The sequence below is a fragment of the Streptomyces sp. NPDC003720 genome (assembly GCF_042875075.1).
In the GTDB taxonomy this organism is placed as follows: Bacteria; Actinomycetota; Actinomycetes; order Streptomycetales; family Streptomycetaceae; genus Streptomyces.
Genome location: NZ_JBIANZ010000001.1, coordinates 104703 through 117754 on the forward strand (window position 1 = coordinate 104703; position 13052 = coordinate 117754).

11 protein-coding genes are annotated in these 13052 nt (G+C 74.3%); 1 reads left to right on the forward strand and 10 read right to left on the reverse strand.

Annotated features, from left to right (window positions below):
• Window positions 1-28: 28 nt before the first annotated feature.
• The 10 genes from ACFYU0_RS00530 to bioB all read right to left on the reverse strand — a co-directional run bounded on the left by ACFYU0_RS00530 (window position 29) and on the right by bioB (window position 11764).
• On the reverse strand, window positions 29-1042 hold the full coding sequence (locus ACFYU0_RS00530; protein ID WP_351668666.1) for a hemolysin family protein: 1014 nt from the start codon (window positions 1040-1042) through the stop codon (window positions 29-31).
• Entirely contained in the window at window positions 1039-2382 is a 1344-nt protein-coding gene (locus ACFYU0_RS00535; RefSeq protein WP_351668664.1) for a hemolysin family protein, read from the reverse strand. Before ACFYU0_RS00535 ends, ACFYU0_RS00530 begins: the two co-directional genes overlap by 4 nt.
• Before the next feature lie 289 nt (window positions 2383-2671).
• A complete protein-coding gene (locus ACFYU0_RS00540) occupies window positions 2672-3097 on the reverse strand; it encodes a GNAT family N-acetyltransferase (protein ID WP_351668662.1) in 426 nt (141 codons plus the stop codon).
• 44 nt (window positions 3098-3141) lie between these two features.
• Complete coding sequence (locus ACFYU0_RS00545; protein ID WP_389296765.1) at window positions 3142-4029, reverse strand: LLM class F420-dependent oxidoreductase; 888 nt, start codon at window positions 4027-4029, stop codon at window positions 3142-3144.
• 146 nt (window positions 4030-4175) lie between these two features.
• Window positions 4176-6743, reverse strand: a complete 2568-nt coding sequence (locus tag ACFYU0_RS00550; RefSeq protein WP_389296767.1) for an ABC transporter permease — start codon at window positions 6741-6743, stop codon at window positions 4176-4178.
• Between the two features lie 5 nt (window positions 6744-6748).
• On the reverse strand, window positions 6749-7561 hold the full coding sequence (locus tag ACFYU0_RS00555) for an ABC transporter ATP-binding protein (RefSeq protein ID WP_351668656.1): 813 nt from the start codon (window positions 7559-7561) through the stop codon (window positions 6749-6751).
• Window positions 7562-7741: 180 nt separating this feature from the next.
• Complete coding sequence (locus ACFYU0_RS00560) at window positions 7742-8434, reverse strand: class I SAM-dependent methyltransferase (RefSeq protein WP_389296768.1); 693 nt, start codon at window positions 8432-8434, stop codon at window positions 7742-7744.
• 106 nt (window positions 8435-8540) lie between these two features.
• Window positions 8541-9257, reverse strand: coding sequence for a dethiobiotin synthase (gene bioD, locus ACFYU0_RS00565; protein ID WP_351668652.1), 717 nt, complete (start codon window positions 9255-9257; stop codon window positions 8541-8543).
• A 1-nt stretch (window position 9258) separates the two neighbouring features.
• Complete coding sequence (locus ACFYU0_RS00570) at window positions 9259-10548, reverse strand: adenosylmethionine--8-amino-7-oxononanoate transaminase (RefSeq protein WP_389296769.1); 1290 nt, start codon at window positions 10546-10548, stop codon at window positions 9259-9261.
• A complete protein-coding gene (gene bioB, locus ACFYU0_RS00575) occupies window positions 10541-11764 on the reverse strand; it encodes a biotin synthase BioB (RefSeq protein ID WP_351668648.1) in 1224 nt (407 codons plus the stop codon). Before bioB ends, ACFYU0_RS00570 begins: the two co-directional genes overlap by 8 nt.
• A 147-nt stretch (window positions 11765-11911) precedes the next feature.
• On the opposite strand from bioB, the gene ACFYU0_RS00580 reads away from it, so the two are divergent.
• Window positions 11912-13039: an 8-amino-7-oxononanoate synthase gene (locus ACFYU0_RS00580; RefSeq protein ID WP_351668646.1), complete on the forward strand. Its 1128-nt coding sequence runs from the start codon at window positions 11912-11914 to the stop codon at window positions 13037-13039.
• Window positions 13040-13052 lie beyond the last annotated feature (13 nt).

A 13052-nucleotide genomic window follows, 5' to 3' on the forward strand; every position in this document is an offset into this window, starting at 1 on the left:
GGGCCGGAGGGCGACCGGCGGCAGGGACTCAGGCGGGCTGCCCGAACAGCTCCCGCAGGACGTCCTCCATGGTCACGAGGCCCGCCAGCCGGCCGTCGTCGCCGAGCACGCCCGCCACGTGGGTACGGCTGCCGCGCATCGCGGTGAGCACGTCGTCCAGCGGTGTGCTCTCCCGGACGCGCGCGATGGGCCGCATGTCCCGCAGCCGGAACGGCAGGTCCCGGGGCAGGGCGTCCAGCGCGTCCTTGACGTGCAGGTAGCCGACGATCCGGCGACCCTCGTCGACCACGGGGAACCGGGAGAAGCCGGACTCGGCCGACAGCCGCTCCAACTGCTCGGGGGTGACGCCCACGCGCGCGTAGACCACCCGCCGGAGCGGGACGACGACGTCCTTCACCGGGCGGCGGCCCAGCTCCAGGGCGTCGTGCAGCCGCTCCTGCGCCCGGCCGTCGATGAGGCCCGCCTCACTGGCGTCCTTGACGATCTCGGCGAGTTCGGTGTCCGTGAAGGTCGCCGACACCTCGTCCTTCGCCTCCACCCTGAGCAGCCTCAGCAGCCCGTTCGCGAAGGCGTTGATCGCGAAGATCACCGGGCGCAGCGCCCGGGAGAGCGCGACCAGCGGCGGGCCGAGTAGCAGCGCGCTGCGCACGGGTTCGGCGAGCGAGATGTTCTTGGGCACCATCTCGCCCAGCAGCATGTGCAGATAGGTGGCCAGACTCAGCGCGATCACGAAGGACACCGCGTGGCCCACGCCCGCGGACACGCCGACCGCGTGGAACACCGGCTCCAGCAGGTGCGCGATCGCCGGCTCGGCGACCACACCGAGGACCAGCGTGCACAGCGTGATGCCGAGCTGGGCGGCGGCCAGCAGCGCGGACACGTGCTCCAGGCCCCACAGCACGCTCTTCGCGCGCCGGTCGCCCTCCTGGGCGAGCGGCTCGATCTGCGAGCGGCGCACCGAGATCAGCGCGAACTCGGCGCCCACGAAGAAGGCGTTGACGACCAGGGTCGCCAGACCGATCAGCAGTTGTACGGCGGTCATCGCGCCCCCTCCGTCCGGCGGTCGTGCTCCTCGTCGTCCAGCGGTGCGTGCAGCAGCACCCGGGCGGCGCGGCGCCCCGAGGCGTCCACCACGTCCAGCCGCCACCCGGCCACCTCGACGGTGTCCCCGACGCTGGGTATGCGGCCCAGCTCGGCGGCGACGAGGCCGGCCAGCGTCTCGTACGGCCCCTCGGGCGCCCGCAGGCCCACCCGCGCGAGCTGGTCGGTGCGGGCGGCGCCGTCCGCCGAGTACAGGGCCCGGCCCTCGGCGTCGGCCCCCGCGGGGGCGAGGTCGGGCGTCTCGTGCGGGTCGTGCTCGTCCCGCACCTCGCCGACGACCTCCTCGACGATGTCCTCCAGCGTGGCCACGCCGGCCGTGCCGCCGTACTCGTCGATGACGACGGCCATGGTGCGCTTGCCGGACAGCCGGTCCAGCAGCCGGTCCACGGTGAGCGACTCGGGCACCATCAGCGGCTCGCGCATCACCTGGCCGACGGAGCGGCGGGTGCGCTGGTCGGCGGGCATGGCCAGGACGTCCTTGATGTGGGCGACGCCCACGACCGAGTCGAGGCTGCCCCGGTAGACCGGGAAGCGGGACAGGCCCGTCGCCCGGGTCGCGTTCGCGACGTCCTCGCAGGTCGCCTGGGCGTCGAGGGCGACGACCTGGACGCGCGGGGTCATCACGTTCTCCGCGGTCAGGTCGGCCAGGTTCAGCGTCCGGACGAACAGCTCGGCGGTGTCCGCCTCCAGCGCGCCCGCCTTCGCTGAGTGCCGGGCGAGGGCCGCGAGCTCCTGCGGTCCGCGCGCGGAGGCCAGCTCCTCGGCGGGCTCGACGCCGATCCGGCGCACCACCCGGTTGGCCATGTTGTTCAGGTGCGTGATGAAGGGGCGGAAGGCGGCGCTGAACCAGCGCTGCGCGTTGCCCACCCGTTTGGCCACGGCCAGCGGCGAGGAGATCGCCCAGTTCTTCGGCACCAGCTCGCCGACCACCATCAGGAACACCGTGGACAGGGCCGTGCCCACCACCAGCGCGACCGAACTCGCCGTGGTGGCGGACAGGCCGAGCGCCTCGAAGGGGCCGGCGAGGAGCTTGGCGATGGACGGCTCGGCGAGCATGCCGACCACCAGGTTGGTGACGGTGATGCCGAGCTGTGCGCCGGAGAGCTGGAAGGTCAGGTTCCGTACGGCCTTCAGGGCGCCGGCGGCGCCCCGCTCGCCGCGTTCGGCGGCCCGTTCCAGCTCGCCGCGCTCGACGGTGGTCAGCGAGAACTCGGCCGCGACGAAGGCGCCGCACGCCACGGCGAGCAGGATCGCCAGCAGGAGGAGCAGCACTTCGGTCATCGGGTCACCCCCGTCCCATGATCGGGCAGGGCGCGGCGGAACGCGCGGTGTCGCGGACTGGGAGGATCGCCCATGGGCGGACTCTCACAACCTTTCATGGAGGGCCGAGTGCTCCCTCAAGAGTAAAGGATGGGCAAAGAGTCCTGGGAGTGCGGTCAGTGAACGGCGGGACGCGGGGCCGAACAGGGGCGGAACCCGGTCCGGAAGCCGCTGGAGACCGGTCGGCGAGCCGCCGTGGACCGCGGCCGGCGAGCCGCCGTGGACCGGCCGGCGAGCGGCCGGGAGTCGGTCAGCCCGCGAGCGGCTTCACCCAGCGCCGCCACCGCTCCTCGGGCCCGTACCCGGCGGCCCGCCACGCGTGGTGCGCGCTCTCGTTGCGGACCAGCACCATCGCGTCCGCGCGCCGCCCGCCGAGCGCCGCGAACCGCTCCTCGGCGGCGGCCAGCAGCGCCGAGCCGACGCCCTGCCGCCGCCGCCCGGGACACACCGCGAGCCGGTACAGATGGCAGCGCCAGCCGTCGAACCCGGCGATCACCGTGCCGACCAGCTCGCCCTCCGACTCGGCGAGGATCAGCGCCCCGGGATCGCGGGCCACCAGCCGCTCCACCCCGTCGCGGTCGTCACTGATGCTGGTGCCCTCGGCGGCCGTTCGCCAGAACGCGAGAACGGCGTCCAGGTCGGCGGGCAGGGCGGGGCGCAGGCGGAGTCCGGTCATGCGAGGACCCCATCACACGACGGCACTTCCGCCCCGGAATTCCATCATGCGGACTCCTCGCGCAACCGGGCCAGCACCGGGGCGAACGCCTCCATCGACGGCTCCAGGACCGTCAGGTACGAGAATCCGAAGCGCTCGCGCTGCGCCCGCACCCGCTCCACGAGCTGATCGAGCGGGCCGACCAGCACGATGGGCAGGGCCAGCGCATCCTCCAGGCTGAGCTGCGGCTGGCGCTCGAGAAGGGGCTTGAGGACCGGTTCCGGGTCGTCGGTGACGGCGACGAGCTGGATGAGCAGGTTCAGCTCGGCCTCCTCGGCCCGGCCCGCCGCGTGCTCCCGGTAGCGGGCCACCCGCTCGTCCAGTTCGCCGGCCGTCAGCGGCTCCAGCGTCCCCGCGGTGCGTCCCGGCCGGGCTCCGGTGAACGCCGCGATGTCCGCGCGCTCGGCGGTCAGCCGCAGCATGCGGTCCCCGTTGGCGCCGATCAGCAGGGGCACCCGGCGCTGCTCGGGCTCCGGCCGGTGCTCCGGCGAGCCGAGCAGCCGGTCCAGCTCCAGGACCGTGCGCCGCAGGTGGTCCACCCGTTCGCGCGGGGAGCCGTACGGCAGTCCGGCCGCCTCGTGCTCGGCCTCGACGTAGCCGGTGCCGAGGCCGAGTTCGAGCCGTCCGCCGGTGAGCGCGTCGGTGGTCGCGACCTCGCGTGCCAGCAGCGCGGGGTTCCAGAAGCCCGCGTTGAGCACGAACGTGCCGAGCCGTGGCCGCTCGGTGGCCTCGGCGGCCGCCACCAGCGCGGGGAACGGCGCGACCATGCCGAGGTGGTCGGGGACCAGGATCACGTCGTATCCCAGCTCCTCGGCGCGACGGCACGTGGCCCGCCACTCGGCGGCGGGCGAGGGAGCGAGCAGATTGACCCCGAAACGGAACGGGCGCGGCATGAACTCTCCTCGACGGCGGGTGACTTGAACCTGGCGACTAGATTCCACCACGCCTTCCGCCGCCTCACTGAGAAGCCCGCGCCGCCCGCGGGGGGATGCCCGTCTCACACGACGAGCGAGCATCCAGCCGCCCCGCGAGGGCCGCCTCACTCGTGGGCGATCGCCGTGAGTACGTTCATGCGGGACGCCCGCAGTGCCGGCAGCAGGGCCGCCACGATGCCGACCACCGCCGCGCCGATCACGACCGCGACGACGGTGCCCCACGGGATGGCGAGCGCGGTCATGCCCTGCAGGGCCAGCACCCGCTGCATGCAGACGCCCCACACCAGTCCGAGCCCCAGTCCGAGGACCGCCCCGAACACCGCGATCACCACCGACTCCAGCCGGATCATCCGGCGCAGCTGCCGACGGCTCAGCCCGATGGCGCGCAGCAGCCCGATCTCCCGGGTGCGCTCCACCACGGACAGGGCGAGGGTGTTGACCACGCCCAGCACGGCGATGACGATCGCCAGTCCGAGGAGCGCGTACACGAGGTACAGCAGCACCGCGACCTGGTCGTGCACGAGCTTCTTGTAGTCGGCCTGGTCGCGCACCTGGACCTGCGGGAACGGCTTGAGCGAGCGTTCGAGGCCCGCGCGCAGCTCCCGGGTACCGGTGCCGGGAGCCGCGTTGACGTAGAGCGCGGAGTCCTGCCCGTCCGGCACGTACTCGCCGAGCGTCGCGAGGCCGAGGAGGACACCGCCCTGCGACCCGAAGGCCTGCGAGCCCTCCTGGTCGGTCAGGGCCCCCACGGTCAGCGGGGCACGGCGGCCGCCCTGGAACTCGACCGGGAGCACGGTGCCGATCCGCACCCGGTGGTCCCGGGCGAAGCCGGCGTCCATGGCGAGCCGCCCGGGCGCCAGCGCCGCGGCCGAGCCGCCCCGGGCGTAGGTGAGGTGGGCGACGTCGTCGAGCCGGGGGTCGTACCCGGTGACGGTGGTCTCGACGCGCCTGCCGTCGGGCAGCCGCAGGGCGATCGGGGCGATCCGCTGCCGCACCACGAGCCCGGCGCCCGGGGTGCCGGCCACGGCGTCCGTGACGTCCTTGGTGAACGCCCTGAACTCGGTGCCCTGCACGATGAAGTCGGCACCGAGCGTCCGGTCGATCTGCCGGTCGAACGACGCCGACATCGACGCGCTCGCCACGGACATGCCGCCGACCAGGGCCAGGCCCACCATCAGCGCGGCGGCGGTGGCGCCGGTGCGGCGCGGATTGCGGAGCGCGTTGCGCTGGCTCATCCGGCCGACGGGCCCGAACAGGGCGGGGAAGGCGCCGCCGAGGACCCGGATCACCGGCCGCACCAGCAGCGGCCCCGCGATCACGGTGGCGATCAGCGTCAGCACCACGCCGAGGCCCAGCAGCGAGGCCGCCGGGGCGGTCCGGGTGGCCGCCGCGCAGCCGGCCAGCGCGGCCGCCCCGGCCACCCCCACCACGGACCCGGTGACCGCCCGGATCCGCAACGGCCTGCCCGCACCGGCCACCTCGGCATCCGCCAGTGCCGCCATCGGGGAGACGGCCTCGGCCCGGCGCGCGGGCAGATACGCGGCGACGAAGGTGACGCCGACGCCGACCGCGTACGCGGCGACCGGGGTGCCCCAGCCGATGACCATCTCGGTGGCCTTCAGGTTCATCCCGAACGCGGCCATCAGCCGGATCAGACCGAACGCCAGGCCGATCCCGGCGGCCAGACCGAGCGTGGAGCCGGCGACGCCGAGCAGCACCGCCTCCGTCAGCACCGACCGCCGCACCTGCCGCCGGTCCGCGCCCAGCGCCCGCAGCAGGCCCAGTTCGCGGGTGCGCTGGGCGATCAGCATGGAGAACGTGTTGACGATTAGGAAGACGCCGACGAGCACGGCGATCCCGGCGAAGCCGAGCATCACGTACTTGACGACGTCGAGAAAGCCGCCGAGGTCGGCCGCGGCCGACTTGGCCTGCTCGTCGGCGGTCCGCAGGTCGTAGGTCCCGGTGCCGACCGCCGCGCCGACCCGGTGCTTCAGCTCCGTGTCGGTCACGCCCTGCACCGCGTCCACCGAGACGCCGGTGGCCCGGTCCGCGGAGCCGAGCAGCACCCGGCCGGCCACCGCCGGGTCCAGGAACACCCGGGCGGCGCCGGGGTTGGTGGTGGTGAACGTGACGATGCCGACGACCCGGACCCGGAACGAACCCGGCTGCGCCTGCACCGTCAGCGGGTCGCCGATCCGCACGTGCCTCTTGCCGGCGGTGTCCGCGTCGAGCAGCGCCTCGTCCGCGCCGTGCGGCGCGTGACCGGAGGTCAGCCGCACCGGGCTGCGGCGGGTTGCGTACCAGGAGCCGGCGACGGTCGGGGCGCCGGTGACCGGCCCCACGGACCGGTCGTGGCGGTCGACGACCACCACGTTCCGCACCGAGACGTCCGCGTACACGGCGGCGACCCCGGCCACCTTCGCGATCCGCTCCGTCAGGCCCGCCGGGACGGTCCGGACCACGCCGCCGGGCACCGGGGACCTCAGGTCCTCCTTCGGTTCCACGGTCACGTCGGCGGCGGTGGAGGCGAAGAGCCGGTCGAAGGTGCGGCCGACGGTGTCGGAGAAGATCAGACTGCCCGCGACGAACGCCACGGACAGCACGACGGCCAGCGCGGACAGCGCCAGCCGGCCCTTGTGGGCGAGGAAACCGCGCAGGGTCGCCCGGAGCACCGGGGTCAGCCCTCCTGCGCGGTGACGTCGTCGCCGAGCCGCCCGCGCACGACGTCGAACGCCTTCATGCGCTCCAGCACGGCGTCGGCCGTCGGACGCGCCATCTCGTCCACGATCCGCCCGTCGGCGAGGAAGAGCACCAGGTCGGAGTGGGCCGCGGCGCCCGGGTCGTGGGTGACCATGACGACCGTCTGCCCGAGATCGTCGACGGCGCTGCGCAGGAAGCCCAGCACCTCGAGCCCCGCCCGCGAGTCCAGGTTGCCCGTCGGCTCGTCGGCGAAGATCAGCTCGGGCTGGGAGGCCAGCGCCCGCGCGCACGCCACCCGCTGCTGCTGACCGCCCGAGAGCTGCGCCGGCCGGTGGGACAGCCGCCCGCGCAGCCCGAGGGTGTCGATGACCTGGTCGAGCCAGGCCTGATCGGGTCTGCGGCCCGCGATGTCCATCGGCAGCGTGATGTTCTCCGCCGCGGTCAGCGTCGGGATCAGGTTGAACGACTGGAACATGAAGCCGACCCGGTCCCGCCGCAGCCGGGTCAGCTCCCGGTCCTTCATGCCGGTGATCTCGGTGTCGCCGAGCCAGACCTGACCGGCGGACACGTCGTCCAGGCCCGCGAGACAGTGCATCAGCGTGGACTTCCCCGAGCCCGAAGGGCCCATCACGGCGGTGAACCGGCCGCGGGCGATGTCCACGTCCACCGAGTCCAGGGCGAGCACCGCTGTCTCGCCCGAGCCGTACGCCTTGGTCAGCCCTCGCGCGCGGGCCGCGATCCCGCCGTCCGGCGTCAGGCCCGGTGCGTGCTCCGCTGCAGGTGTGGTCAAGACCGCCTCCCGGTCGTCGACTCCCTCGTCCCGACCGAGCCTAGTGTGACCGGCTGCACAGCCGGTATCCCTCCCGGGGCCGACGACACGCACACCGTGTAGGGGACACGGTCCCCGGTACGGCCCAGCGGGCCCGCCGCCGCGTGTGCCGGCGTCCGGTGCCGGGGCCGCCCGCGGCGGTCAGCGCCCGGCCGGTTCCCCGGGCCGCCAGGCCGTGCCCAGCGAGCAGTACGAGGTGGGCAGCCGCGGTCCCCGCTCGGGCAGCAGGATCCGCCGCTGCGGACCCAGTTCGAACCCGGCGTCCCGCAGCCCGGCGACCGGGTCGCGGGCCAGGTGACAGCCGCCGCTCAGCGCGGGCCAGACGGTGCGGTCCAGGGTGCGCTGGGTCAGCACCATCATCCGGCCGCCGCCCCGGCCGTGCTCGAAGAACCGCACCTCGCCACCCGGCCTGAGCACCCGCCGCACCTCGCCCAGCGCCCGTGCCACGTCCCGCACGCTGCACAGCACCAGTGACAGCACGGCCGCGTCGAAGGCCTCGCTCTTCACCGGCAGCGCCTCCGCGACCCCGGGCACCACGTCGACCGGCACCTGGACGCGCAGGGCCGACTCCAGGGCCAGCTTCCGCAGCAGCGGCTCGGGTTCGATCGCGACGACCTCCGCGACCGCCCCGGGATAGTGCCCGAAGTTCAGCCCGTTCCCGGCGCCGATCTCGATCACCCGCCCGGACAGTCCGGCCAGCAGCCGCTCGCGGATCGCGGCCATCCCGAGCCGGGTCTCGGCGCCCACGCTGAGCCGGGCGTAGGAACGGGCGAAGAACGGGTGGTGGACGGGGCTCCGCGCCACCGTGCCGGAACCGGCCGACGACAACCGCATGGCAACCTCCCGGGCAGGGCCTACCGGGATTCTCCCCCGGGGAGCCCCGGCACACCCCGCCGCGTCCATGGTCATGAGCGGCCGGCGAGGCGTGCGGGGCCGTCCCTCAGGGCGCCTGCCGGATGCGGAACGCCTCCGCGTCCCACGTCCCGTCCAGCCGCCCGGCCAGCCAGCCCGGCGCGGCGGCCCGGAAGGCGGCCGGCGGGAGCGCGCCCGCACCGGCCGGCAGCGCACCGAGCAGCGGGGCGCCCGCCACCTCCGGCAGGTCCGCCACGTTGCAGCGGCAGGCCAGATCCGGCTCGTCGGGCCAGCTCCCGATCACGATCCCGGCGAGATCCAGCTCGCGGGCCCGCAGTTCACGTGCCGTCAGCTCCGTGGTGTTGAGCGTGCCGAGCCCGGCCGAGGCGACGACCAGCACCGGCGCGTCCAGCAGCCGGGCCGTGTCCGCCAGGGTCCCGCCCGCCGCGTCGAACCGGACGAGCAGCCCGCCCGCCCCCTCGACCAGCACCAGATCGTGCTCGGTGGCCAGCTTCGCCGCGGCCTCGGCCACCTCGTGCGGATGCACCGGCGCCATCCCCGCCCGGCGGGCCGCCGTACCCGGCGCCAACGGTTCGGGGAAACGGGCCAGTTCGCCGGCCGTGACCGGTCCGGCCAGCCGGGCCACCTCGTCCGCGTCGCCGCGCTCGTCCGGCCGGACACCCGTCTGCGCGGCCTTCAGCACCGCCACCGAACGCCCGGCGGCGAGCGCCGTGGCGGCGACGGCCGCGGTCGTGACGGTCTTGCCGACCTCCGTGCCCGTCCCCGTGATCACCAGTACCGGCATGTCATCCCTCCCGCGCCGCGGCGCACACCGCGCGCGCGATCCGTGCCACGTCCTCGTCCGAGGTGACGTACGGCGGCATCGTGTAGACCAGGTCGCGGAACGGGCGCAGCCACACGCCCTCCCGCACGGCGGCCCGGGTGGCCGCCGCCATGTCGACCTCGTGGTCGAGCTGCACCACGCCGATGGCGCCCAGGACGCGGACGTCCTTCACGCCGGGCAGCGCGGCGGCGGGCGCCAGGCCCGCCCGCAGGCCCGCCTCGATCCGCCGGACCTCCGACCGCCAGTCCTGCCCGAGCAGCAGGCCGATCGAGGCGCAGGCCACGGCCGCCGCCAGCGGGTTGCCCATGAAGGTCGGGCCGTGGGCGAGGACGGGCACCTCGCCCCGCGAGATGCCGTCGGCCACCCGCGCGGTGCACAGCGTGGCCGCCATGGTGAGATAGCCGCCGGTCAGCGCCTTCCCCACGCACATCACGTCCGGGGTGACACCCGCGTGCTCCGCCGCGAACAGCTCGCCCGTGCGCCCGAATCCGGTGGCGATCTCGTCGAACACCAGCAGCACGCCGTGCTCGTCGCAGGCCTCGCGCAGCACCCGCAGGTACGCGGGGGAGTGGAACCGCATCCCGCCGGCCCCCTGCACCACCGGTTCCACGATCACCGCGGCCAGTTCGTCGGCGTGCCGCCCGATCAGCTCCCGCAACCGCAGCGCATACGACTCCTCGTACTCGGCCGGCGGGGCGTCCGCGAACACCTGGCGCGGCAGCACACCGGCCCACAGGCCGTGCATCCCGCCGTCGGGGTCGCACACCGACATCGGGTTCCAGGTGTCCCCGTGGTAGCCGCCGCGCCAGGTCAGCAGCCGCTGCTTGGCCGGGCGGCCGAGCGAACGCCAGTACTGCAGGCACATCTTCACCGCGACCTCGACCGACACCGAGCCGGAGTCGGCGAGGAACACGTGCTCGAGTCCCTCTGGAGACATGTCGACAAGGAGCTTCGCGAGCCGGACGGCGGGCTCGTGCGTGAGCCCGCCGAACATGACGTGGCTCATCCGCCCGAGCTGCTCACGGGCCGCCTCGTTGAGGACGGGGTGGTTGTAGCCGTGGATCGCCGACCACCAGGAGGACATGCCGTCGACCAGCTCGCCCGAACCGTCGGCCGGGCGCAGCCGGACCCCGCTCGCCGACTCCACGACGAGCGGTTCGCCGCGCCCGGGCATCGGACCGTACGGATGCCACACGTGCCGGCGGTCCAGCTCCAGCAGCTCGGGCACGCTCAGGCCGGGCAGGTCAGGCATTGGGCGCGAGATCCGTTCCGGCGCCCCGGCGGCGCACGGCGACGAGATCGGTGCGCGCCTCGTTCGCCGCCGGCTCCGGCGCGGGCGCCGTACCGCAGACGCCACCGCCCTCGTGCGAGCCGCAGCCGGCCTCCGCGTGCGAGCCGCAGCCGGCCTCCGCCCGCGATCCGCACCCGGCGCCCTCGTGGGAGCCGCAGCCGCCCGCGGCCGCCGCCCGGTGCTCGGGCAGGGTCACCTGCTCGGCGCCCTCCACCTCGAACCCGGCGTCCGCGATCATCTCCAGGTCGGCCTTGCCCGCCTGGCCCTCGCTGGTCAGGTAGTCGCCCAGGAAAATGGAGTTGGCCAGGTTCAGGGCCAGGGGCTGCATGGTGCGCAGATGGACCTCGCGGCCGCCCGCGATGCGCACCTCGGCGTCCGGGCAGACGAAGCGGACCATGGCGAGGATGCGCAGACAGCGCTGCGGGGTGAGGTTCCACTCCTTGGCGAGCGGGGTTCCCTCGAACGGGATCAGGAAGTTCACCGGAACGGAGTCGGGGTCGAGCTCGCGCAGCGAGAACACGACGTCCACCAGGTCCTCGTCGCTCTCACCCATACCGGCGATCAGCCCGGAGCAGGCGGACAGCCCGGCCGCGTGCGCCTTGTTCACCGTGTCCACCCGGTCGGCGTACGTGTGGGTGGTGGTGATGTCCCCGTACGTGGCCTCGGAGGTGTTCAGGTTGTGGTTGTAGGCGTCCGCGCCCGCCTCGCGCAGCCGCTCGGCCTGGCCGTCGGAGAGCAGGCCGAGACAGGCGCACACCTCGACGTTCTCGTGCTGGTCCTTGATGGTCCGGATGGTCTCGGAGACCCGGTCCACGTCCCGGTCCGTGGGGCCGCGCCCGGACGCCACCAGGCAGACCCGCTTGGCGCCGCCCGCCAGGCCCGCGGCGGCGGCCTCGGAGGCCTCGCCGGGCTTGAGCCAGGTGTACTTGAGGATGCCGGCGGTGGAGCCGAGCCGCTGGGAGCAGTAGGAGCAGTCCTCGGGGCACAGGCCGGACTTGAGGTTGACCAGATAGTTGAGTTTCACGCGCCGGCCGAACCAGTGCCGGCGCACCTTGCCGGCCGCGGCCACCACATCGAGCAGGTCGTCGTCGGAGGTGGCGAGCACGGCGAGAGCCTCGTCGCGGGTCGGCGTCTCGCGCCGAAGCCCCTTGTCCACCAGCGTGTTCAGCAGGTCCATGAGGCACGATCCTGTCCTACGGGACCGCCTCGGGCCAAGGAGAGTTTGCACAACGGAGACGGTTCACCGTGTGGGTATTGCCACACCATGGGCGGGCGGCCGTACGGCTAGTGTCTGTCCGCTACCTACAAAAGCCTCGGAGGACCCATGGCGTTCGGCTGGATCGACGAGCAGGCCGAGGCGCGCCGCCGCGCCGGACTCGTACGGACCCTGCGCCCGCGTCCGGCCGACTCGCCGCTGCTGGACCTGGCGAGCAACGACTACCTGGGTCTCGCCCACCATCCGGAGGTCGCCGAGGGGGCCGCCGCGGCCGCCCGCGTCTGGGGCGGCGGGGCCACCGGGTCCCGGCTGGTCACCGGCACCACCGAGCTGCACACCGAGCTGGAGCGGGAACTGGCCGACTTCTGCGGCTTCGAGGCGGCCCTGGTGTTCTCCTCCGGCTACGCCGCCAACCTGGCCGCGGTCACCGCGCTGGGCCCGCACGGGTCCCTGATCGTGTCCGACGCGGGCAACCACGCCTCGCTCATCGACGGCTGCCGGCTCGCCCGGGGCGCCACCCAGGTGGTCGGGCACGCCGATCCGCAGGCCGCGCGCAAGGCGCTCGGCACGCATCCCGGTCCGGCGATCGCCGTCTCCGACACGGTGTTCTCCGTCGACGGCGACGCGGCGCCGCTGGCCGCACTGGCCGAGGCGTGCCGCGAGCACGGCGCCGGGCTGGTCCTTGACGACGCGCACGGGCTCGGCGTGCTGGGCGACGGCGGCCGGGGCGCCCCGTACGCGGCCGGACTGGCGGGCGCCGACGACGTGGTCGTCACCGCCACGCTGTCGAAGTCGCTGGGCAGCCAGGGCGGTGTGGTCCTCGGCCCGGCCCGGGTCATCGCCCATCTGGTCAACGCGGCCCGCACCTTCATCTTCGACACGGGTCTGGCCCCCGCCGCCGTGGGCGCCGCGCTCGCGGCGCTGCGGCTGCTGCGGCGCGAGCCGGCGCGGGCGGAGCGGGCCCGCGCGGTCGCCGCCGAACTGCACGCACGGCTGACCGCCGCGGGTCTGGAGGCGGTGCGACCGGACGCCGCGGTGGTCTCCGTGCGGGCTCCGTCCCCGGAGCAGGCCGTGCGCTGGGCGGCCGACTGCCGTACGGCAGGCCTGGCCGTGGGCTGCTTCCGTCCTCCTTCCGTGCCCGACGGCATCTCACGGCTGCGGCTGACCGCCCGCGCGGACCTGTCCGGGGCCGAGATCGAACGCGCTGTACGTGTGATTCGCGAGGCGCGACCATGAGTCGGCGTGACAC

Coding starts and splice junctions, on each gene's coding strand:
- ACFYU0_RS00530 (WP_351668666.1), bottom strand. CDS start 1,042: ATGACCGCCGTACAACTGCTGATCGGTCTGGCGACCCTGGTCGTCAAC.
- ACFYU0_RS00535 (WP_351668664.1), bottom strand. CDS start 2,382: ATGACCGAAGTGCTGCTCCTCCTGCTGGCGATCCTGCTCGCCGTGGCG.
- ACFYU0_RS00540 (WP_351668662.1), bottom strand. CDS start 3,097: ATGACCGGACTCCGCCTGCGCCCCGCCCTGCCCGCCGACCTGGACGCC.
- ACFYU0_RS00545 (WP_389296765.1), bottom strand. CDS start 4,029: ATGCCGCGCCCGTTCCGTTTCGGGGTCAATCTGCTCGCTCCCTCGCCC.
- ACFYU0_RS00560 (WP_389296768.1), bottom strand. CDS start 8,434: ATGCGGTTGTCGTCGGCCGGTTCCGGCACGGTGGCGCGGAGCCCCGTC.
- bioD (WP_351668652.1), bottom strand. CDS start 9,257: ATGCCGGTACTGGTGATCACGGGGACGGGCACGGAGGTCGGCAAGACC.
- ACFYU0_RS00570 (WP_389296769.1), bottom strand. CDS start 10,548: ATGCCTGACCTGCCCGGCCTGAGCGTGCCCGAGCTGCTGGAGCTGGAC.
- bioB (WP_351668648.1), bottom strand. CDS start 11,764: ATGGACCTGCTGAACACGCTGGTGGACAAGGGGCTTCGGCGCGAGACG.
- ACFYU0_RS00580 (WP_351668646.1), top strand. CDS start 11,912: ATGGCGTTCGGCTGGATCGACGAGCAGGCCGAGGCGCGCCGCCGCGCC.